This window comes from Pandoraea sp. PE-S2T-3 (genome assembly GCF_002179965.1).
Lineage (GTDB): Bacteria > Pseudomonadota > Gammaproteobacteria > Burkholderiales > Burkholderiaceae > Pandoraea.
The window spans coordinates 1-22,228 of record NZ_NGUQ01000015.1 but is presented as its reverse complement, the minus strand read 5'-3'; the positions used below and the strand labels follow the sequence as shown (position 1 = coordinate 22,228).

Genomic DNA, 22,228 nt, shown 5'->3' with positions numbered 1-22,228 from the left:
ACACGGAGAGCCCCGGCGAATGAGCAGCTATCACGAGGAACAGGAACAGATCGAGAACGTAAAGGCCTGGTGGAAGCAGTACGGCAATTACGTTATCTGGACGCTGGTCGTCATCATGCTGGCCTATGGCGGCTGGAATCTGTGGCGCTATTACGAGCGCAAGCAGACGGTCGAGGCAGGCGTGCTGTACGGCGAGTTGGCCACGGCCATCGACGCGAAAGACAAGGTGAAGGTGTCCCGTATCGCGTCGGACATGGAAAGCAAGTTCAGCGGCACGCCGTACGCGCAGATGACCGCGCTGCTGGCCGCCAAGTCGCTCTCGGACGCGGGTGACGCGGCGGGTGCGAAGGCGCAGTTGCAGTGGGCCGTGTCGAACGCCAAGGACGACGAGTACAAGCAACTGGCCAAGCTGCGTCTGGCCGGTGTGTTGCTCGACGAGAAGGCGTACGACGAAGCACTCAAGATGCTCGACAGTCCGCCGGCACCGTATGAGGGGCTGTTTGCCGATCGTCGTGGCGACGTACTCGTTGCGCAGAGCAAGGTGGCTGACGCACGCGCCGCTTACAAGCTGGCACTCGACAAGCTCGACAAGCAGGACTCGGGTATGCGCCAGTTCGTGCAGTTCAAGCTCGACGCGCTGGGCGCCTGAAGCGCGCCGGAATTTCATTGGCAGTATGACCCTCTCATAACGCATAACCGGGTACATGATGATCCTTAACGACTTCCGTCGATCGATGTCGAACACGCAGTCCGACGCGGCGCGCCGTGGCTCGCGCCGTGGTCTTTCCCAGCGCGCAGGCAGCGCGGTGCTGACGCTCGCGGTGCTCGGCACGCTGGGTGGTTGTGGCATCTTCAGCAGCAAGCCGCCGCATGAGCCGACGCCGCTGACGGAGATCAAGCAGGCATTGACCGTCAAGCAGATCTGGACGGCAAGCGTGGGTAAGGCGGGCGATTACAGCTTTGCACCGGTGGCGGTAGGGAACGCCGTGTTTGCGGCGGGGGCCAATGGCAGCATCGTGCGTTTGGACGCCGATACCGGCGCGTCGAACTGGGCCGCCAAGGCTGACAGCAGCATCACGGCCGGCCCGGGCAGCGACGGCGAGACGACGGTTGTCGCCACGCAGAAGGGCGACGTGATCGCGTTCGATCACGATGGCAAGCAGTCGTGGAAGGCGAATGCGGGCAGCGAAGTGCTGACCGCGCCGCTGGTGGGGCGTGGTCTGGTGGTCGTGCGAGCGATCAACAACCGTGTGACGGCGTTCGATTCGGGCACGGGGTCAGTACGCTGGTCGTACTCGCAACCGTCGACGACGCTGACGTTGCGCACCGGCACGGGCATGATCTTCCTGGGTGACCGCGCAGTCGTGACGGGTTTCCCGGGTGGCAAGATGGTGGCGCTCGATGCGAACACCGGCAACCCGCTGTGGGTGACGCCGCTGTCGTATCCGAAGGGCGTGACCGAAGTCGAGCGTGTGAACGACGTGACCGGCTCGCCGGTCGTGTTCGGCCGTCAGGTGTGCGGTGCGACCTTCCAGGGCCGTGTCGGCTGTGCGGACGTGCAGACGGGTAACGGCCTGTGGGCGCGTGACTTCTCGTCGCCGAACGGCGTGACGCAAGACGAACGTGTGGTGGCAGCGGTCAATACCGACGGTGCCGTGTACGCGTTCAACGCTGCCGATGGCAGTACACTGTGGCAGAACGACAAACTCAAGTACCGTGATCTGTCGGCACCGCTGGCCCTCGGCCGTGTGGTGGTGGTAGGCGACAAGCAGGGCTATCTGCATTTCCTGTCGCGTGACAACGGCGATATCCTCGCCCGCGTGAAGTTGAGCGGTGCGATCAGCGTACAACCGGTCATTGCCGGTCAGACGCTGGTTGTGCAAACGCGCGACGGCAACATCTACGGCTTCCGACCGAATTAACCGGTTATCGGCAGCACCCGGGCATTTTCCGGGAACGGCCGGCAGCGCGCCGGCCGTATTCGTTTTTAGGGCTTATTCATGAAACCCGTGATCGCGCTCGTAGGGCGCCCCAACGTCGGCAAATCGACGCTATTCAACCGTTTGACCCGCTCGCGCGACGCTCTCGTCGCCGATATGCCCGGGCTCACGCGCGACCGTCACTATGGCGAGGGGCGTGTTGGCGAGCATCCGTATCTGGTCATCGATACCGGCGGTTTCGAACCGGTCGCCAAAGACGGCATTTACCACGAGATGGCCAAGCAGACGCGCCAGGCCGTGGTCGAAGCCGATGTGGTGATCTACATCGTCGACGGCCGTCAGGGCCTGACACCGCAAGACCAGATCATTGCCGAGTATCTGCGCAAGACCGGTCGCAAGATCATGCTCGTGGTCAACAAGGCCGAGGGCATGAAGTACACGACGGTCGCCAACGATTTCTACGAACTCGGTCTGGGCGATCCGCTGGCGATTTCGGCGGCCCACGGCGACGGCGTTCGCGAAGTCATCGACGAGGCACTGGCGCCGTTCTACGCCAATCAGGACGAGAACGAGACGGAAGAGAAGGGCGATGGCCGCGTGCGAATCGCCATCGTCGGCCGTCCGAACGTCGGTAAGTCGACGCTCGTGAACACGCTGCTCGGCGAAGAGCGCGTGATCGCGTTCGACATGCCGGGGACCACGCGCGATTCGATTCACATCGAATTCGAGCGGCAGGGCAAGAATTACACGCTGATCGACACGGCCGGTTTGCGCCGCCGCGGCAAGGTGTTCGAGGCCGTCGAGAAGTTTTCGGTTGTGAAAACACTTCAATCGATTGCCGACGCCAACGTGGTGATTCTGATGCTGGATGCCCGTCAGGACATCTCCGATCAGGACGCGCACATCGCCGGCTTCATCGTCGAATCGGGCCGTGCACTGGTGGTAGGCGTGAACAAGTGGGACGGTTTGGACGAGTACACGCGTGACCAAACCAAGCAGGAATTGGAGCGCAAGCTCAAATTCCTGGGCTTCGCCAGCTTCCACTTCATTTCAGCGGTACGTGCGACCGGTATCGGCGCACTGATGCGCTCGGTGGACGAAGCGTACGCAGCGGCCATGAGCAAGCTGCCTACGCCGAAGCTCACGCGTGCCTTGGAAGAGGCCGTGGAGCACCAGCAACCGCGTCGCTCCGGCTTCTCGCGTCCCAAGCTGCGTTATGCGCACCAGGGGGGCTCGAATCCGCCGATCATCATCATCCACGGGAACAATCTCGATGGGGTGACCGACAGCTATCGCCGTTACTTAGAGAACCGTTTCCGCGAAACTTTTAAGTTGAAGGGGACTCCATTACGCATAGAGTTCCGGAACAGCGCGAACCCTTACGCCAAGGGCGAGTGAAAGCCCGTCCGGGGCGGGGTTTTGCTGGCGACGCTAGCAAAATCGGCTATAGTGTGGGAGTCAGGGTGGGAAGCGCGCACACGCCCTGGCTACGGTCATTTGCTAAAAATACAATGGAGTAACTTATGAGCAACAAAGGGCAACTTCTACAAGACCCGTTTCTGAACGCCTTGCGTAAGGAGCATGTTCCCGTCTCGATCTATCTGGTCAACGGTATCAAGCTGCAGGGAAACATCGAGTCGTTTGACCAGTATGTCGTCCTGCTGCGTAACACGGTCACCCAAATGGTTTATAAGCACGCCATTTCGACGGTCGTGCCTGCGCGTCCGGTGAATTTCCATCCGGAAGCCGAGCAGTCCTGATTCAGGCTCGCCCGACCGGGAGTCACTCCGGCCGGGCGAATTTCTCTTCCCGCCATCCCGCTCTTGTCCAACAGCCACGAAACCCATCCCCTGCGTAGTTTGATCACAAACGCCGCCCTCGTCGGCATCGATTTCGGCAAGCTCGATTTCGAAGCCAGTCTCCAGGAACTTGACCTTCTGACGAAATCCGCAGGCGCCAAGCCTGTCGTCAGCATTACCGGTCGTCGCCATAGCCCAGATGCGAAGCTGTTTATCGGTAGCGGTAAAGCCGAAGAATTGCGCGCTGCGATCGAAGAGCATGACGTCGATCTGGTCATTTTCAATCACGCCCTGACACCGGGTCAGCAGCGTAACCTCGAACATCTTCTGCAAACGCGCGTCGTCGATCGCACCAGCCTGATTCTCGATATCTTCGCCCAACGCGCGAAGAGTCACGAAGGCAAGCTGCAGGTCGAGCTCGCGCAGTTGCAGTACCTGTCCACGCGCCTCGTGCGCGCCTGGACTCACCTGGAACGTCAGAAGGGCGGTATCGGCCTGCGCGGCCCTGGCGAGACGCAGCTCGAGACCGACCGTCGTCTGCTCGGCGAGCGCGTGAAAGCGCTGGGCATCCGGCTCGAGCGGCTCAAGCGTCAACACGATACGCAACGCCGGGCGCGCCAGCGCAGCGGCACGATGTCGATTTCGCTCGTCGGCTATACGAATGCGGGTAAATCGACGCTGTTCAACGCGATGACCAAGGCCAATGCCTACGCGGCTGACCAGCTTTTCGCGACGCTCGACACGACGTCGCGTCGCGTTTATCTGGGAGAAGTCGGGAACATCGTGCTATCGGATACTGTCGGATTCATCCGCGAGTTGCCTCACCAGTTGGTGGCGGCATTCCGGGCGACGCTTGAGGAGACGGTACACGCCGACATGCTGCTGCATGTGGTGGATGCCTCGAGTCAGGTGCGCAAGGAGCAGATGGCCGAGGTCAACGCCGTGCTGGCGGAGATCGATGCAGCGAACATCCCGCAGATTCTCGTTTGGAACAAGATCGACGCGGTGCCGGAACTGGCCGCACAAGGGCCGAGAATCGAGCGGGACGAGAGCGGACGCATCACGCGCGTGTTTTTGAGCGCGCGTACCGGTCAGGGCCTCGACCTGCTGCGTGAGGCCATTACCGAGGCGGTTGTGGCCGGCACTGCTGGGTTACAATCGCAGCACGAAGCGCCCGATGTCCGGCTCATCGACCGTTGGGACGATGTGCCGCGCGCAGAAGACAGATAACACGAGACGTCACACCGTGATGGTGCGGCTGCCGCGGGGAACACTGGCAGCACCGCCTGAAACGGGTGACGAACTGGCAAGAGACTAGACGGAGGCCGGGCAAGGCCGCCGATCGGCACACCAGATTCGGGAACCACGCGCAACCGGCAACACGCGCGCTCCGAAACGCGGCGCGCCGGTCGCAACGCCAAGACCGCTTCAGTCACCACGCTTCTACCTATGCTTCCAAGAGCTTTGATGCGACGAGTTGGCTTGACTTTCTCCCTGAACGACCCGCGCTGGGGGCGGGACGGCGGCGGCGATACGCCGTCCGGCAATCAGGAGCCGAATCGGCCCGACCGTTCAAACACGCCTAATCCTCAAGATCAGAAAGAACCCCCGCGTGGACCGCAAGGCCCGCAGCAGGATGGTCCGCCGGATCTCGACGAACTTTGGCGCGACTTCAATCGCCGTCTGAACCGTATCTTCGGCCGCAAGGGCGGCGGAGGCGGTAATGGTGGCGGTTCCAACAACTACACGGGCGGCTCGCGCGGCTCGGGTATCGGTGTCGGCATTGTCGTCGCCATCGCTTTCCTGATCTGGCTCGCCACCGGCGTGTTCATCGTGCAGGAAGGGCAGGTCGGCGTCGTCACGCAATTCGGCAAGTACAAATACACGACGACCTCGGGTATTCAGTGGCGCCTGCCGTATCCGATCCAAGCGGTCGAGATCGTGAACATGTCGCAGATCCGATCGGTCGAAGTTGGCCGTTCGAGCACCGTTCGCGATACCGCACTGAAGGATTCGTCGATGCTCACCGGCGATGAGAACATCATCGACGTGCGCTTCGCTGTGCAGTACCGGATCAAGGATGCGACCGAGTTCCTGTTCAATAACGTGGACGCCGAATCGTCGGTGAATCTTGCCGCGCAAACCGCCGTGCGCGAAATCGTGGGCAAGAACAAGATGGACTTCGTGCTGTATTCCGGCCGCGAAGAAATCGCCAACGAACTGGTCACGTCGATTCAGCGCATTCTCGACACGTACAAGACGGGCATTCTCGTCACGAGCGTGACGATGCAAAGCGTGCAGCCGCCGGAGCAGGTGCAAGCCGCGTTCGACGATGCCGTGAAGGCCGGTCAGGATCTGGAGCGCTCCAAGAACGAAGCACAGGCGTATGCCAACGATGTGATTCCGCGTGCCAAGGGTACGGCATCGCGTCTGACCGAAGAGGCGGCCGGTTACAAGGCGCGCGTCGTGTCGCAGGCGCAGGGTGATGCCGATCGCTTCAAGTCGGTGCAGGAAGCCTATGCCAAGGCGCCTGGCGTGATTCGCGAGCGCATGTATCTCGATACGATGCAGCAGATCTACTCGCGCACCACGAAGATCATGGTGGACTCGAAGAACAACAGCCTGTTGTATTTGCCGTTGGACAAGATCATGGATCGCACACGCAGCGACGCGTCGACCCCGGCACCGGCCTCCGGTGCGGGCACGAACGCTGCGACGGGCTCGGCGGCTGCCGACGATGCCACGGATATCGACCATGATCGATCGCGCGCGGCACTGCGCAACCGCGACCGCGATTCACGCTAAGGGGATAAGCGCATGAACCGTATTGGAACCATTATTGTCGCGCTGATCGTCTTGCTGATCGTGCTTGCCTCGACCATGTTCGTGGTGGATCAGCGTCGTTATGCCGTCGTGTTTTCGCTCGGCGAAATCAAGGATGTCTATGGCCAGCCGGGCCTGAAGTTCAAGTTGCCGCCGCCGCTCCAGACCGTGCTGTATCTGGACAAGCGCATCATGACGATCGACAACCCGGAGCCGGAACGCTTCATCACGGCCGAGAAGAAGAACCTGATCGTCGACTCGTACGTGAAGTGGCGCATTGTCGATCCGCGCAAGTTCTATGTGAGCTTCAAGGGCGACAACCGTCTGGCGCAGGATCGTCTGACGCAGCAAATTCGCTCGGCCTTGCAGGAAGCCTTTACAAAGCGCACGGTGACTGAAGTCGTGTCGTCGCAGCGTGAGCAGGTGATGCAGTGGGTCAAGCAGAAGGTTGGCGAGGATGCTGCGCAAGTGGGTATCGAGATCGTCGACGTGCGTATGCGTCGTGTGGATCTGGCTGCCGGCATCAGCGATTCGGTCTATAGCCGGATGGCTGCCGAGCGTAAGCGTGTGGCGAACGAGTTGCGTTCGACCGGTGCCGCAGAAGCCGAGCAGATTCGTGCCGATGCCGACCGTCAACGTGACGTCGTCGTGGCCGAAGCCTACGCCAAGGCGCAGCAGGTGAAGGGTGAGGGCGATGCCGCCGCCGCCAACATCTACGCGCAGGCGTTTGGCCGTGACCCGCAGTTTGCTCAGTTCTACCAGAGCCTCGAAGCGTACAAGGCGACCTTCCGTGACAAGAAGGACGTGATCATTGCCGATCCGAACAGCGACTTCTTCCGTTTCATGCGGAGTTCGGGCGGTGCTGGCGCGACAGCCGGAAAAGCGGGAAAATAGCCCCCTTGACACCCGAGTAGCCGCCACCGCCCGCGTCAACCGCGGGCGGTGGCATTTTGGCCGAGTCCCCCCGTGACCAGCAGCACCCTCATTCTCGCTTTGGCCCTCATGCTGATTGTCGAGGGATTGTTTCCGTTCGTCGCCCCGGACCGGTGGCGGCAAAGTTTTCGTAAAATAACGGAAATGCCGTCCGGCCAGATCCGATTCTTCGGTCTGGCCGCCGTGTCGCTGGGGCTGATTCTGATGCTGCTGGCCGATCACTAAAAGGTGCGCTTTGCGCGCCGTCTGAATACCGAAATACCCATGCCGAACTGGCTACTCCCTGAAAATATCGCCGACGTGCTGCCGTCCGAGGCGCGCAAGATCGAAGATCTGCGCCGGCTCATGCTCGATCGTTTCCGCACCTACGGCTATGAACTCGTCATGCCGCCGATGCTCGAGTACGTCGAGTCGCTGCTGACCGGCACCGGTCACGACCTAGATCTGCGCACGTTCAAGCTGGTCGACCAGCTCTCCGGCCGCACGATGGGGCTTCGCGCCGACATCACGCCGCAGATTGCCCGTATCGATGCCCACTTGCTCAATCGCAAGGGCGTGACGCGCCTGTGCTATGCCGGCAGCGTGCTGTTCACGCGCCCGCGCAACTTGCTCGCCACGCGTGAGCCATTCCAGATTGGTGCGGAAATCTTCGGTCATGGCGGGCTGGAAGCCGATCTCGAGATTCAGGAGTTGCTGCTGTTCTGTCTGCGTCTGGCAGGTCTCAAGCAAATTCGTATCGACCTTTGCCACGCGGGTGTGCTTGAGGCGCTGATCGACAGCGTGCCGGTGGCCGAGGCGCGGGAAAGCGAGTTGTTCGGCGCGCTGGCGACGAAGGATGTCCCCCAGCTTCAGGCGCTGACGCAGGATTTGCCGGCCCATGTGCGCGACGCACTGTTGGCGCTCACCACGCTATACGGCGAGCCCGCCGAGACGCTGGCGCGTGCCCGTAAGGTCTTGCCTGACCTGCCCGGCGTGAAGGCGGCCCTGGACGATCTGGACTATCTGGCGGCGTCGCAGAGCAAGGACGGACAGGCCGAGTTGTCGATCGATCTGGCCGATCTGCGCGGCTACCAGTATCACAGCGGCGTGATGTTCGCGGCGTACGTCGACGGCATCCCGAACGCGATTGCTCGCGGCGGCCGTTACGACAAGGTTGGTCAGGCATTCGGACGCGACCGTCCGGCAACCGGTTTTTCGTTGGATTTGCGTGAGTTGGCCGCAATTTCGCCGGTAGAAGCGCGTAGTAATGCGATTTTGGCGCCTGCGGACGATGTGCCGGGACTGCGTGCCAAGATCGAGAGCCTGCGCGACGCCGGTGAGGTGGTTATCCGCATGCTGCCGGGCCACGATCAAGACTTCGAGGAGTTCACGGGAGACCGCGTTCTCGTTGAGAAAGATGGCCAGTGGGTTGTGACACCCCGGTGAATCCGCTGAAAAAAGCGGCACTAGCGTACCCCAACACGGGTAGAATACGTTTTTAACCAAACCAACTATTGTTATGTCCGGCAATGCTTTGAATCAGGGACGCAATGTCGTCGTTATCGGAACCCAGTGGGGCGACGAAGGAAAGGGTAAGGTCGTCGATTGGCTGACCGATCACGCGCAAGGCGTGGTGCGTTTCCAGGGTGGCCATAACGCCGGACATACGCTCATCATTGGCGGCAAGAAGACGATCCTGCGCCTGATCCCGTCGGGCATCATGCATGAAGGCGTCACCTGCTACATCGGCAACGGTGTGGTGCTCTCGCCGGAAGCCTTGTTCAAGGAAATCGGCGAACTCGAAGGCGCTGGCCTGAATGTCTGCGGCCGTCTGCGCATCTCCGAAGCCTGTACCTTGATCCTCCCGTACCACATCGCCATCGACCAGGCACGCGAAGCGCGCCGTGGCGCCAGCAAGATCGGCACGACCGGTCGCGGCATTGGCCCGGCGTACGAAGACAAGGTTGGCCGCCGCGCGCTGCGCGTGCAGGATCTCTTCGATCCGGAAACGTTCGCCGCCCGTCTGCGCGAAAACCTCGATTATCACAACTTCGTGCTGACCCAGTATCTGGGCGCGAAGGCCGTCGACTTCCAGGAAACCCTGGATACGATGCTGAGCTACGCCGAACGTCTGCGTCCGATGATCGCCGACGTGTCGCAATTGCTCTACGCGGCGAACCGCGAAGGCCAAAAGTTGTTGTTCGAAGGTGCCCAAGGCACGCTGCTCGACATCGACCATGGCACGTACCCGTACGTGACCAGCAGCAACTGCGTGGCCGGTGCCGCGTCGGCGGGTGCTGGTGTCGGTCCGCAGCAACTGCATTACGTTCTCGGCATCACCAAGGCTTATTGCACGCGCGTTGGCGCAGGCCCGTTCCCGAGTGAACTGTACGATGCGGACAATCCCGCGCGTCAGGAAGCCATCGGCCTGCAACTGGCGACGGTGGGCAAGGAATTTGGTTCGGTGACCGGCCGTCCGCGCCGCACGGGCTGGATGGATGCCGCTGCGCTCAAGCGTTCGATTCAGATCAACGGTGTGACCGGTCTGTGCATGACGAAGCTCGACGTGCTCGATAACCTCGAAACCGTGCGTCTGTGCGTGGGTTACAAGATTGACGGCAAGACGGTCGACATCCTGCCGCGTGGTGCTGTGGATGTGGCCCGTTGCGAGCCGATCTACGAAGATTTCCCGGGCTGGTCGCAAAGCACGTTCGGCGTGAAGTCGTGGGATCAATTGCCGGTGGAAGCGCAGAACTACCTGAAGCGCATCGAAGAAGTGAGCGGTATTCCGATCGATATGGTGTCGACCGGTCCGGATCGCGAGGAGACCATTCTCCTGCGTCACCCGTTCAAGAACTGAGACCCCGTAGGATTGGAACGGCACACCATGAATCTGCCCCAAAACGACGATAAGAACCTCTGGGTTTCGTGGGACGAATACCATCGACTGATCGAGCGCCTGGCGCTCAAGGTCTATGAGTCCAACTGGAAATTCGACAAGATCCTGTGTCTGGCCCGTGGTGGCTTGCGTGTGGGCGACCAGCTTGCACGCATCTACGACGTGCCCCTCGCGATTCTGGCGACGAGCTCGTATCGTGAGGCCGAAGGCACCGTTCGCGGCGACCTCGACATTGCCCAGTACATCACCATCACGCGCGGCGAGCTGGAAGGCCGCGTGCTGCTGGTCGACGATCTGGTCGATTCGGGCGTGACGCTCGAGCGCGTGGGCAGCCACCTGAAGGAGCGTTTCCCGAAGGTGACCGACGTGCGCTCGGCCGTGCTGTGGCACAAGGCTTGCTCGAAGGTGGCACCGGACTACGCCGTCGATTATCTGGCGACGAACCCCTGGATTCACCAGCCGTTCGAAGAGTACGACACGCTGCGCCCGCACAATCTGTCGGCGTGGATCAAGCGCGGTACCTGAGCGTTTGAAACTGTGAGCGGAGGCGCCGACAGGTGTTTCCGGCGAGGCGGATGCCTCGCGATGCAGGCGGTGGCACCGAAAGGTGTACCGCCTGTTTTGCTTTGTGAGGCGCGGATAAATGTCCTGAAAAGGTATGCCGGAGCAACTTCGGCCGCAGTGTGAGCGGGCTCGGAAGCCGCAAAAACGGCGACAAAACTCCCTTCTTCTCGCCGCATCGTATGCCTCATGACTATGGTCTGATGGCGGTATCGATTCATTCAACGCAGACACCGCGCGAGCGGCACCCGCGGCACCGTCATGACGATGTGGCTTCGCATCCTTTCTCTGATCAGTCTCGCGATATTTGGCGGCGTGATGGCGCTCGCCAGCACGCAGAGCTTCGCTGCGGCTGCCGTCGCCGGAATTCGCTCGGGAGGGACGCTGCGCTACGTCTTCGTGGGCAACCAGACGTCCATGGCGAAGGCCAAGCTCGTCGCCCTCGACAAATGTCGTAGTCAGCTTGCCCCGGGTCGACGCGGGGGCGGGCGTTGCGAGATCATCATGGCGGGCAATGGGCCGGCTTACTGGTCAGTCGTTCACGCGAGCAATGGCGAGATTGGCGTGGCGCTCGGCGACGAAAAGGCGGCTGCGGTGCAAGATGCGTTCGTGGTCTGCCAGCGCGGTGGCGATTGCGCGATCGACAACGCGCAGGTCTGGTATGACAGCGGGCAACGTCCCGGCAAACGCCCGCCTGCGCCGCAAGCGGCTCAGGCACCCCAGCCACAGTGCCGGATTCCAACAGGGCAGGTGGTGCGCATGCAAACACGCTGTAACAACGGCGAGTGCGTGCGGACGTACGAGAACGGCTGCACCGTGCGGTTTCAGGCGGCACGGTGTCTCGATCGGGAGACCAACAGCTACGTGTGGCGTCCGAACGGCTGCGATGACGATAGTTGAAAGCGCCCGTGCGCGTCAGCGACGCTCGCCCGAATGACCAAAGGAAACGGGGCGGATCCTGAGTGATTCAGGATCCGCCCCTCGGCCTCTCGGCCCGTACTTCACTACCGATCCGACATCGATCGGGTCAATCCAATACAAGCTTGCTCAGCTTGCCGACATGCCGCTGTGTCGCAGTAGTGCATCGACTTGCGGCGCGCGGCCACGGAACGCGATGAACGATTCCATCGCTTCGCGGCTGCCACCGACGGCGAGAATCTCGTCGCGATAGCGCGTCCCCGTCGCGGTGTCGAGCACCGTGCCGCTGACCTTCGCCGCTTCTTCGAACGCTGCGTACACATCCGCCGAGAGGACTTCCGCCCACTTGTAGCTGTAGTAGCCCGCGGCATACCCACCGGCAAAGATGTGGCTGAACGTATTCGGCCAGCGCGAAATCTCGGCTTGCGGCGTCACGTGCAGGCGGTCGTTGATACGACGCGAGACGTCGAGCACCGACTCCGGGCCACGCGGGTCGAAGTCATAGTGCAGGTGCATGTCGAAGTCCGAGAACACCACCTGACGCAGCATCATCAGACCGCTCTGGAAGTTACGGGCGGCGATCATCTTGTCGAACAGCGTGCGCGGCAGCGGTGCGCCAGTCTCGACGTGGGCGGTCATGTGCTCGAGCACATCCCATTCCCAGCAGAAGTTTTCCATGAATTGCGACGGCAACTCGACGGCATCCCACTCCACGCCGTTGATGCCGGCAACGCCTGCGTCTTCCACTTGCGTGAGCATGTGATGCAGTCCATGACCGAACTCATGGAACAGCGTGATGACGTCGTCGTGCGGCAAGAGCGCGGGCTTGTCGCCCACGGGCGCCGGGAAGTTGCAGACGAGATAGGCGACCGGCGTTTGCAGCGCGCCGTCATGCAAGCGCTTGCGCGTGCGGGCGCTGTCCATCCATGCGCCGCCGCGTTTGCCTTCCCGGGCAAACAGATCCATGTAGAACTGGGCCACCAACTCGCCGTCGCGCTCGATACGGAAGAAGCGCACATCCGGGTGCCACGTCTCGGCGTCTTGCGGGCGAATCGTCACGCCAAACAAGGTGCCGGCCACGCGGAAGAGGCCATCCAGCACCTTCGGCAGCGGGAAATACTGGCGAACTTCCGTCTCCGAGAAGGCATAACGTTGTTGGCGCAGTTTTTCGGAAGCGTAAGCCGTGTCCCACGGTTCGAGCTTGTCGATGCCGAGCGACTTCGCAGCAAAGTCCTGCAACTCCGCCCAATCCTTCTCGGCGTACGGACGGGCGCGCTTGGCCAGATCTTCGAGGAATTCGAGCACTTGGGCCGGGGACTCGGCCATTTTCGGTTCAAGCGACACTTCGGCGTAATTCTTGAAGCCGAGCATCTGTGCTTCTTCGCGGCGCAAGGCGAGTTGCTCCACCACGATCTTGGTGTTGTCCCACTCGGCCTCGCCCTCGCCGTATTGCGGGCCAAGCTCCGAGGCGCGTGTCACGTTGGCGCGGTAGAGCTTTTCGCGCAAGGCGCGGTTGTCGGCGTATTGCAGCACGGGGAAATAGGAGGGGAAATGCAGGGTGAATTTCCAGCCTTCAACTTCGTCGCGCTCGGCGGCGGCGCGTGCGGCGGCCTTGTCGTCTTCAGGCACGCCGGCGATTTCCTGCTCATCGGTGATCACCAGCGAGAACTTGTTCGTCGCGTCGAGCACGTGGTCGGAAAAGGCCTTGCCAAGGTGAGCTTGCTCTTCCTGAATCTCGGCAAAACGCGGCTTCTGGTCTTCGGGAAGCTCGGCACCGCCCAGGCGGAAGCCACGCATTTCGTTATCGAGAATCTTCTTGCGAGCGGTCGTGAGACCGGCAAATTCGGGGCCCGCGGCGATGGCCTTGTACTTGTCGAACAATGCGAGGTTCTGGCCAACGCTGGCGGAAAACTCGGTGACGCGCGGCAGGTTGTCGCTATAGGCCGCGCGCAGTTCGGGCGTATCGGCCACGGCGTTCAGGTGTCCGACAATTTCCCAGGCGCGGCCAAGGCCCTCTGTGCCGTCTTCCACGGCGTCGAGAATGTTGGCCCATGTCGCCGGTGTTGACGGATCCGCCGCCCGGTCCACCGCGGCACGCGCCTGCTCGAGCAGAACGTCGACGGCGGGCGTCACGTGCTCGGGGCGAATATCGGCGAAGCGGGGGAGTCCTTCGGTATCAAGCAGGGGATTGGTTTGCGGCGTATTCATGCGATCGATGTCCACTTGAAGGGGCTTACGAAGAGTGTGGGGGCATCCCTGCGATTTTTCCAGTCGTTTTTTTCAACTGGATTGATTGGGGATTGCCATGAAGGGCGGTGTCAGGCCGAGGCGGACGGGGAAGCGTCGGTGCATCTGCAAACGGCCTTAATGCGGCGGGAAAGCAGGCATGAGGCGGTTGCAGAGGAGGAGTGGAGCGGGAGCGGGCGGGCGTAGGGCAGGAGTTAAGCAAGCGTAAAGCGGGGAAGCGGGGAAGCGCGGAAGCGCGAGAGTCGCGATGCACGCGCGGTGCGAAAGTTACGCCGGGGTGGTGCACCCCGTTGTGGTGTGCTCGGGAGGAACGCGGCGAGACCCGTCTGGCCGTCGGCCACGTTCCTTCACAAGCCCGTCAATCGGGGCAGCCAGACGCTCAGGCGCCCAGCGAGCGCTCAGCGGCTTCGATCGTATTGACCAGCAGCATCGTGATGGTCATCGGGCCGACGCCACCGGGCACCGGCGTAATGAAGCCTGCCACGTCCTTGACGCCGTTGAAGTCGACGTCACCACACAGCTTGCCGGCGTCGTCGCGGTTCATGCCGACGTCGATCACTGCGGCGCCCGGCTTGACCATATCGGCAGTGACGATGTTGCGTTTGCCGACGGCGGCAACGATCACGTCGGCGTTGCGGGTGTGCGCGGCCAGATCCTTCGTCTTGCTGTTGCAGATCGTGACGGTGGCGCCCGCTTGCAGCAGCATCATGGCCATCGGCTTACCGACGATGTTCGATGCACCGATCACGACAGCCACCGCGCCGCGCAGCGGGAAGTCGACCGACTCCAGCATCTTCATGCAGCCATAAGGCGTGCACGGACGGAACAGCGGCGCACCCGTCATCAAGGCGCCGGCGTTCGAGACGTGGAAGCCGTCCACATCCTTTTCCGGTGCAATGGCTTCGAGCACCTTGTGGCTGTCGATGTGCTTCGGCAGCGGCAGTTGCACCAGAATGCCGTTGATCTTCGGATCGCGGTTGAGCTCATCGATACGGGCGAGCAGCGCCGTCTCGGTCAGGTCGGCCGGGTAGCGGTCGAGCGACGAGTGGAGGCCGTTGTCTTCGCAGGCCTTGACCTTGTTGCGCACGTAGACCTGGCTGGCCGGATCTTCGCCGACCAGAACGACGGCGAGGCCGGGCTGATGGCCACGGGCGGTGAGGGCGGCGGCGCGCGTGGCAACTTCCGCGCGAATGCGTTTGGCGAGGGCGTTGCCGTCGATGAGGGTGGCGGTCATGGTGCGTGGGTATCGTGTGAAGGAAGGGGGCTGGCCTGAGAGGCCGGATACGGCAGCGTCGGCCAAGGCAGGTGGCAGACGGCAAAGACCGTATTATAGCGGCGCGCTGATGGTGACGGGAGGGGGCACCTTGCGCGAGCCGGTGGTGTGCCGGCCCTTGGGGGAATGCAAGGTGGGTATCGTTGCCGCTGACTGCCCGCCGGGTGGGCGGCGGGGCAGCGTTGTGCTCAGAAAGCCCTGGTCAGGCGAGACTCACGAGCGTTTGGACAGGGCGAGACGCAGCAGGTCGGCGACCGTGTTGACGTTCAGCTTCTCCATGATGTTGGCCCGGTGAGCCTCGACCGTCTTGATGCTGATGCCCAGATCGTCGGCAATCTGCTTGTTCAGGCGGCCGGCAATGATCCGTTCCAGTACCTGTTGTTCGCGGCCGGTGAGGCGCGAGAGCAGTTCCTCGGCCTGTTGTTGCTCGCGTTGGCTGCTGGCGTCCTGGCGGGCTTTCGAGAGCATGCGCTCCACCAGCGCCCGCAGTTCCGCTTCGTCGAAAGGCTTTTCGATGAAGTCCATCGCGCCTTTCTTCATCGTGTTGACGGCCATCGGCACATCACCGTGGCCCGTCACGAAGATCGTCGGGATGTTGATCTTCTGCGCGATCAACTGTTCCTGAAGCTCCAGGCCGCTCATGCCGGCCATCCGCACGTCGAGAATCAGGCAGCCTACCTGACGTCGGTCGTAGTGCGAAAGAAACTGTTCGGCGCTTTCAAAGCCGCGCACGTGGTAGCCATTGGCTTCAAGTAGCCAGCGCAGCGAATCGCGCACCGCCTCGTCGTCATCGACAACAAAGACAGTTTCTTGATCGATATTGGTGTTTGGTGTCGTCATAGTCCTCCCCCGGATCCGGATGTCGTATCGCCTTCTAACGGTAACAGAATACAAAAAGTACAACCATTCCGCACGCCGTCGACTTCATTGTTTTCTACCCACAGACGGCCGTGATGCGATTCGATGATCGAGCGGCAGATGTTCAGGCCCATGCCCATGCCGTCCGATTTAGTACTGAAGAACGGTTCAAACAACCGTTCGATGGTGGCTTCGTCCACGCCTGGGCCGTGGTCGGACACCTGAAATTCAATCGACTTGTCGCGTCGCTCAACGTGCAGACGCACCGTCAGGTCGCGTCGCTGGCCGGGCGGCGGCGTATAGCCGTGCATCGCTTCTGCCGCATTCTTCAACAGGTTCACCAGCACCTGTTCGATCAACACCGGATCGACGTAAATCTGTGGCAGTCCTGCCGGCAGCTCGGTCACGATGCGCACCCGGCGCTTGCGCGCTTCGATCTCGGCGAGGCCCACGGCATCCGCCACGATCTCATAGATTGATGACGGTTGACGCTTCGGCTCGCTACGTTTCACGAAAGCGCGAATGCGCTTGATGATCATGCCTGCCCGAACCGCTTGCTGTGACGTCTTTTCCAGTGCCGGCAACAGCGTTTCCGGCGACGTGCGACCCGCGCGTACCAGGGCGGCCGTGCCCATGCAGTAGTTGTTGATCGCCGCGAGCGGCTGGTTCAGTTCGTGTGCGAGCGACGAGGCCATTTCGCCCATGGTCGTTAGACGGCCAGTGAACTGTAACCGTTCCTCCTCCTGGCGTGCCAATTCTTCTGCGTGGCGGCGCGCAGTAATGTCCGTGGCGACCTGCAACTGCGCCAGATGACCGTCCACCCATTGAATGTACTGGCGACGCACTTCGAACCATTTCTGATGCGTGGGCAGATAGATTTCCTGCGTCTCCGCTGCCGTATCGGTCAGCGATGCCGCCGGCAATCCGGCGAAAGCATCGACCATGTCGATGTGATCGAGCGAGGTGGGCGACAACTCGCCGCCGCCCGAGAGTTCGAGGTGACCTTCCGGGCGCGTGCCGAACAACTGGCGGTAATAGCGGTTGGCAAACAGCAACTCGGCCTTGTCGACCGCAAGCACGGACACCGACGCGTCGAGGCTTTCCAGCACGGTCGTGAAGCGTTCATGCGCAGCGGCGAGTTCTTCACGTGCGCGCTTGGGTTCGCTGATGTCGGTGAGTGACGACATCCAGCCGGTCTGCCGGCCGTGCGCGTCGACGAGCGGGGAGACGAACATGCGCGCGTAGAAGATCGTGCCGTCCTTGCGCTGCACGCGAATTTCAAACCCGTGAGAGGGCGCCTTGCCGCGCAGCGTCATGTCGATGCGCCGCTGCATCTCGTGAATGTCGTCTTTCGGCCAATACGGGTAAGGCGGCGCCCGGTTCATGAGGTCGGGCTCATCCCAGCCCGTCATGCGGCAAAACGCCGGATTCACATAAGTGATGTGGCCTTGCAGATCGAGTACGCGCATGCCGATCACGATGGAGTTTTCCATCGCGCGCCGGAAAGACGTTTCGTTGAACAGCGCCTGCTGGGCTTCGAAGCGCTGGCGTGTGTGCCGCCACAGACTCCAGAGACTCCACAGCACGAAGCACGACAACCCGGCAATCAGCCAGACCAGTGTGTTGTTGACGAAGTTGCCGACTGCCGGATACGAGTAGATTCGCACCGCGAGGCTATGGCCGGGCGGATCGAGCAGCAATTCATAGGAGACGTCGCGCGGCAACGGCGGGCGCGTCGATGTGGTTGCGAGTTCGTTGTTGTGCGTGTCGATGAACGACACCTTGAACTTGTCGCCAAGCTCTTGCGGCAACTCGTGAATCAGCAGGCCTTCCACCGAATAGACCGCACTGATCGTGCCGAGAAACTCACGCTCTCGAAGCACGGGTACCTGTACGACGATGTAACTCGCCCCCGAGGCGTCGTAGATCAACGTGGAGTAGGCCGAGCGCCGGGAGTCTCGTGCAGCGCGAAACGCCACCAGCAACTCATCCTCCATCGGGTGTTGTGCGGTGCCCTGCAAGCGCGAGGCGAATGGCGAGTCGGCGGGCACGGCCCACTTCGGGCGTTGCCCAGCATCGAGCCAGTTCATGAAGACAATGTCTGCATGATTCTGCATCAGCTCGCTGGCCGTGTTCTGGAAGTGCGCAATGTCCTGCGGCTTGGCGGCGGTATCACGCGCGAGGGAACTGATCTGGTCCTGAATGGCCAGCATATTCAGGCGAATCTGCTGCTGCGCCCATGCCACGTTCCGATAGAGGGTGTCCTGTTGCTGTTCGGTCTCACGACGGTTCAGGCTCCACAGGATCAGACTCATCACCACGAGGAAGATCACAATGGAGACGAGCGGCACCAGCAAGTAGTAGTGCGACTCCGCGAACCCTTGCAGCCAGCGGTTTGAGCGGGCGGGCGTGGTGGCGGTCCGGGACGGTGGGGCGGAGTTGGCGAGGCGTGGCGAAAGCATGCCGAGATTGTAGCGCAGGCCGGCCGGTTTCCTGCGCCTTTGCCCTTGCAAGCGCTGCTTTTCGGAAGCGTCCGAGGTTTTCGGTAAGACGCCCGCTCAAAACGCCACTGAGACCGATCGGTACGCCAACAAACCGTGTTGAGATGGCATCTCCAAGCCCTTGATTTTATGTGCACTGCAACAGAATTTCGCACTATGAAATTTACTATCGTAATCTGAAATTTCGCTTGCGAAGGCAGGAATATCCTTCGTACAATGCCCCGGTAAAAATGCCGGTGGGCCCGTCCATGAAGCGGGTATCGACCATTACGCCAACCCGCTAACGACAGACAAGGAGACACCATGTCCGCCGTACCTGAAGAAGCCCTCAAGATCGTGTCCCCTGCGGACGCCGATCCCCAAGAAACGCAAGAATGGCTGGCCTCGCTCGAAGGCGTGCTGGCTGCGGAGGGCCCGGACCGTGCCCACTACCTGCTTGAGAAGTTGATTGAATTCGCCCGTATCAACGGCGAACATCTCCCGTTCTCGGCGAACACCCCCTACATCAACACCATCCCCGTCGACCAGCAAGCCCGTATCCCGGGCGACCAGGAAATCGAGCACAAGATCCGCTCGTACACCCGCTGGAATGCGATCGCGATGGTGCTGCGTGCCGGCAAGGACACGAACGTCGGCGGCCACATCGCCTCGTTCGCCTCGGCCGCGACGCTGTATGACGTCGGTTTCAACCATTTCTGGCACGCCCCGTCGGACAAGCACGGCGGCGATCTGGTGTTCGTGCAAGGCCACTCGTCGCCGGGCGTCTACAGCCGCGCGTACCTGCTCGGCCGTCTGGAGATGAGCCAGCTCGAGAACTTCCGTCAGGAAGTGGACGGCGGCGGTCTGTCGTCGTACCCGCACCCGTGGCTGATGCCCGATTTCTGGCAGTTCCCGACGGTGTCGATGGGCCTGGGCCCGATCATGGCGATCTATCAGGCTCGCTTCATGAAGTACATCGAGTCGCGCAACATCGTGAAGACCGAAGGCCGCAAGGTCTGGGCCTTCCTGGGCGACGGCGAAACGGACGAGCCGGAATCGCTGGGCGCGATCGGCATGGCCGGGCGCGAGCGTCTCGACAACCTCGTGTTCGTGATCAACTGCAACTTGCAGCGCCTGGACGGTCCGGTGCGTGGTAACGGCAAGATCATCCAGGAACTCGAATCGGAGTTCCGTGGTGCCGGCTGGAACGTCATCAAGGTCATCTGGGGCAGCCGCTGGGATTCGCTGCTCGCCCGTGATCGCAAGGGCCTGCTGATGAAGCGCATGATGGAATGCGTGGACGGCGAGTATCAGACGTACAAGTCGAAGGACGGCGCCTATGTGCGCGAGAACTTCTTCAACACGCCTGAACTGAAGGCCATGGTGGCCGACTATTCCGACGAAGACATCTGGGCGCTGAATCGCGGCGGTCACGATCCGCACAAGATCTACGCGGCTTACCAGTCGGCAACGCAGCACAAGGGTCAACCGACCGTCATCCTGGCCAAGACCATCAAGGGCTATGGCATGGGCGAAGCCGGTCAGGCCATGAACATCACCCACCAGCAGAAGAAGATGCCGGTGGAGTCGCTCAAGAAATTCCGCGACCAGTTCAAGCTGCCGCTCACCGACGACGAAATTGCCGACGTGCCGTACGTCAAGTTCGAAGAAGGTTCGAAGGAGCTTGAGTACATGCGCGCACGCCGCATGGAACTCGGTGGCTACCTGCCGCAGCGCCGCACCAAGGCCGCTTCGCTGCCGGTACCGGCCCTGACCGCCTTCGACGCACTGCTCAAGGCGACTGCCGAAGGCCGCGAGATTTCGACGACGATGGCGTTCGTGCGTATTCTCAACGTGCTGCTCAAGGACAAGGCGCTGGGTCAGCGTATTGTGCCGATCGTGCCGGATGAGTCGCGTACGTTCGGTATGGAAGGCCTGTTCCGCCAGATCGGTATCTGGAGTCAGGTCGGCCAGCGCTACATCCCGCAGGATCAGGATCAACTGATGTTCTACCGCGAGTCGGAGAGCGGTCAGATCCTTCAGGAAGGCATCAACGAAGCTGGCGGCATGTGCGACTGGATCGCTGCCGCGACGTCGTACTCGACGCACGGCGAGACGATGATCCCGTTCTACATCTTTTACTCGATGTTCGGCTTCCAGCGCATCGGCGATCTGGCCTGGGCCGCTGGCGACATGCGCGCCCGTGGTTTCCTGATCGGCGGTACCGCTGGTCGCACCACGCTCAACGGTGAAGGCCTGCAACACGAAGACGGTCACTCGCTGCTGTGGGCGTCGTCGATTCCGAACTGCCTGCCGTACGATCCGACGTTCGCCTTCGAACTCGCCGTGATCGTTCAGGACGGTCTGCGCCGCATGGTGCAGGATCAGGAAGACGTGTACTACTACCTGACCGTGATGAACGAGAACTACGCACACCCGGCCATGCCGGAAGGCGTGGAGCAAGACATCCTGAAGGGGATGTATGCGTTCCGCCGCGGCGTGGACAACAGCAAGGCACCGCGCGTGCAACTGCTGGGTTCGGGCACGATCTTCAACGAAGTGATTGCTGCGGCCGAGATGCTCAAGAACGACTGGGGCGTCGAATCGGATCTGTGGAGCTGCCCGAGCTTCACCGAGCTGTCGCGCGAAGGCAATGACGTGGCACGCTACAATCTTCTGCACCCGACCGAGACGCCGCGCCTGTCGCACGTCGAGAAGTGCCTGAACGATACGCGTGGTCCGGTCATCGCATCGACCGACTACATCCGTACGTATGCGGATCAGATTCGTCCGTTCGTGCGCGGTCGTTACGTGGTGCTCGGTACCGACGGCTATGGCCGCTCGGATACGCGTGAGAAGCTGCGTCACTTCTTCGAGGTGGATCGTAACTGGGTGACGGTCGCTGCGCTCAAGGCGCTGGCCGACGAAGGCACGCTGCCGGCAAGCAAGGTTGCCGAAGCGATCGCCAAGTACAACCTGGATCCGAATAAACCCAACCCGATGACCGTCTAAAGGCCGCTTCGCGCGGCAGAAGTGTCCGCCAGCCGCCCCCCAGCGGCAGGCGGACGCGCGCCGCACGACAAGCGCAGCCTCGAGGAGACTGTGGAAAATGAGTCAAGTGATCGAAGTGAAAGTCCCGGACATCGGTGACTTCAAGGACTTGCCCGTGATCGAAGTACTGGTCAAGGCGGGTGACAAGATCGACGCCGAGCAGGCGCTGATCACCCTGGAGTCGGACAAGGCCACGATGGATGTGCCGAGCCCGGTGGCCGGTGTTATCAAGGCACTGAGCCTGAAGGTTGGCGATGAAGTGTCGGAAGGTTCGCTGATCCTGACGCTCGAGACCGTCAACGGTTCGGGCGCACAAACCAACGGCGCTGCTGCCCCGGCCGCCACGCCTGCCGCTGCACCGCAAGCCGCCCCTGCCGCAGCTGCGGCACCGGCGGCTCCGGCACCCGCAGCACCGGCCGCGCCGGCTGCCACTGGCGGTGCGAGCAAGATCGACGTGAAGGTGCCGG

At 61.8% G+C, this 22,228-nt stretch carries 18 protein-coding genes; 14 read left to right on the top strand and 4 right to left on the bottom strand.

Going from position 1 to position 22,228, the window contains the following annotated elements; translation table 11 throughout:
- The first annotated feature begins 19 nt into the window (after window positions 1-19).
- From CDV46_RS12330 to CDV46_RS12275, 12 genes are all read left to right on the top strand, one after another.
- Window positions 20-649 carry a tetratricopeptide repeat protein gene (locus CDV46_RS12330; RefSeq protein ID WP_087688106.1) on the top strand — a complete coding sequence of 210 codons (630 nt, stop codon included), beginning with the start codon at window positions 20-22 and terminating at the stop codon, window positions 647-649.
- Between the two features lie 85 nt (window positions 650-734).
- Window positions 735-1,922, top strand: coding sequence for an outer membrane protein assembly factor BamB (bamB, locus tag CDV46_RS12325; RefSeq protein WP_249277561.1), 1,188 nt, complete (start codon window positions 735-737; stop codon window positions 1,920-1,922).
- 78 nt (window positions 1,923-2,000) lie between these two features.
- Window positions 2,001-3,338 carry a ribosome biogenesis GTPase Der gene (gene der, locus CDV46_RS12320; RefSeq protein WP_058379252.1) on the top strand — a complete coding sequence of 446 codons (1,338 nt, stop codon included), beginning with the start codon at window positions 2,001-2,003 and terminating at the stop codon, window positions 3,336-3,338.
- 125 nt (window positions 3,339-3,463) lie between these two features.
- A complete protein-coding gene (gene hfq / locus CDV46_RS12315; RefSeq protein WP_010807283.1) occupies window positions 3,464-3,700 on the top strand; it encodes an RNA chaperone Hfq in 237 nt (78 codons plus the stop codon).
- Between the two features lie 102 nt (window positions 3,701-3,802).
- Window positions 3,803-4,969 carry a GTPase HflX gene (gene hflX / locus CDV46_RS12310; protein ID WP_249277560.1) on the top strand — a complete coding sequence of 389 codons (1,167 nt, stop codon included), beginning with the start codon at window positions 3,803-3,805 and terminating at the stop codon, window positions 4,967-4,969.
- Window positions 4,970-5,188: 219 nt separating this feature from the next.
- The gene (gene hflK, locus CDV46_RS12305; protein ID WP_087688103.1) at window positions 5,189-6,544 is read left to right on the top strand and encodes an FtsH protease activity modulator HflK; all 1,356 of its coding nucleotides are present in this window, start codon (window positions 5,189-5,191) and stop codon (window positions 6,542-6,544) included.
- A 12-nt stretch (window positions 6,545-6,556) separates the two neighbouring features.
- A complete protein-coding gene (gene hflC / locus CDV46_RS12300) occupies window positions 6,557-7,456 on the top strand; it encodes a protease modulator HflC (protein WP_058379250.1) in 900 nt (299 codons plus the stop codon).
- Window positions 7,457-7,528: 72 nt separating this feature from the next.
- Entirely contained in the window at window positions 7,529-7,720 is a 192-nt protein-coding gene (locus tag CDV46_RS12295; RefSeq protein WP_058379249.1) for a DUF2065 domain-containing protein, read from the top strand.
- Window positions 7,721-7,759: 39 nt separating this feature from the next.
- Window positions 7,760-8,920 (top strand): ATP phosphoribosyltransferase regulatory subunit, encoded by a 1,161-nt coding sequence (locus CDV46_RS12290; RefSeq protein ID WP_087688102.1) that lies wholly within the window; start codon window positions 7,760-7,762, stop codon window positions 8,918-8,920.
- A gap of 73 nt (window positions 8,921-8,993) precedes the next feature.
- The gene (locus tag CDV46_RS12285; RefSeq protein WP_087722801.1) at window positions 8,994-10,334 is read left to right on the top strand and encodes an adenylosuccinate synthase; all 1,341 of its coding nucleotides are present in this window, start codon (window positions 8,994-8,996) and stop codon (window positions 10,332-10,334) included.
- 27 nt (window positions 10,335-10,361) lie between these two features.
- Window positions 10,362-10,898 (top strand): phosphoribosyltransferase, encoded by a 537-nt coding sequence (locus CDV46_RS12280; protein WP_087688100.1) that lies wholly within the window; start codon window positions 10,362-10,364, stop codon window positions 10,896-10,898.
- A gap of 297 nt (window positions 10,899-11,195) precedes the next feature.
- On the top strand, window positions 11,196-11,834 hold the full coding sequence (locus tag CDV46_RS12275; protein WP_087722799.1) for a DUF4189 domain-containing protein: 639 nt from the start codon (window positions 11,196-11,198) through the stop codon (window positions 11,832-11,834).
- 147 nt (window positions 11,835-11,981) lie between these two features.
- Here CDV46_RS12275 and CDV46_RS12270 read toward each other — a convergent pair whose 3' ends face one another.
- The 4 genes from CDV46_RS12270 to CDV46_RS12255 all read right to left on the bottom strand — a co-directional run bounded on the left by CDV46_RS12270 (window position 11,982) and on the right by CDV46_RS12255 (window position 18,692).
- Window positions 11,982-14,060 (bottom strand): M3 family metallopeptidase, encoded by a 2,079-nt coding sequence (locus CDV46_RS12270; RefSeq protein WP_087723262.1) that lies wholly within the window; start codon window positions 14,058-14,060, stop codon window positions 11,982-11,984.
- A 418-nt stretch (window positions 14,061-14,478) separates the two neighbouring features.
- On the bottom strand, window positions 14,479-15,333 hold the full coding sequence (gene folD / locus CDV46_RS12265; RefSeq protein WP_087722797.1) for a bifunctional methylenetetrahydrofolate dehydrogenase/methenyltetrahydrofolate cyclohydrolase FolD: 855 nt from the start codon (window positions 15,331-15,333) through the stop codon (window positions 14,479-14,481).
- Between the two features lie 252 nt (window positions 15,334-15,585).
- Window positions 15,586-16,212, bottom strand: a complete 627-nt coding sequence (locus CDV46_RS12260) for a response regulator transcription factor (protein WP_058379242.1) — start codon at window positions 16,210-16,212, stop codon at window positions 15,586-15,588.
- Window positions 16,209-18,692, bottom strand: coding sequence for a PAS domain-containing sensor histidine kinase (locus CDV46_RS12255; RefSeq protein ID WP_058379241.1), 2,484 nt, complete (start codon window positions 18,690-18,692; stop codon window positions 16,209-16,211). Before CDV46_RS12255 ends, CDV46_RS12260 begins: the two co-directional genes overlap by 4 nt.
- A 342-nt stretch (window positions 18,693-19,034) precedes the next feature.
- Here CDV46_RS12255 and aceE point away from each other — a divergent pair, with 342 nt between their 5' ends.
- Window positions 19,035-21,722, top strand: coding sequence for a pyruvate dehydrogenase (acetyl-transferring), homodimeric type (aceE, locus tag CDV46_RS12250; protein WP_058379240.1), 2,688 nt, complete (start codon window positions 19,035-19,037; stop codon window positions 21,720-21,722).
- A gap of 97 nt (window positions 21,723-21,819) precedes the next feature.
- The coding region (locus tag CDV46_RS12245; RefSeq protein ID WP_303395613.1) for a biotin/lipoyl-containing protein at window positions 21,820-22,228 on the top strand (409 nt) is incomplete at its 3' end.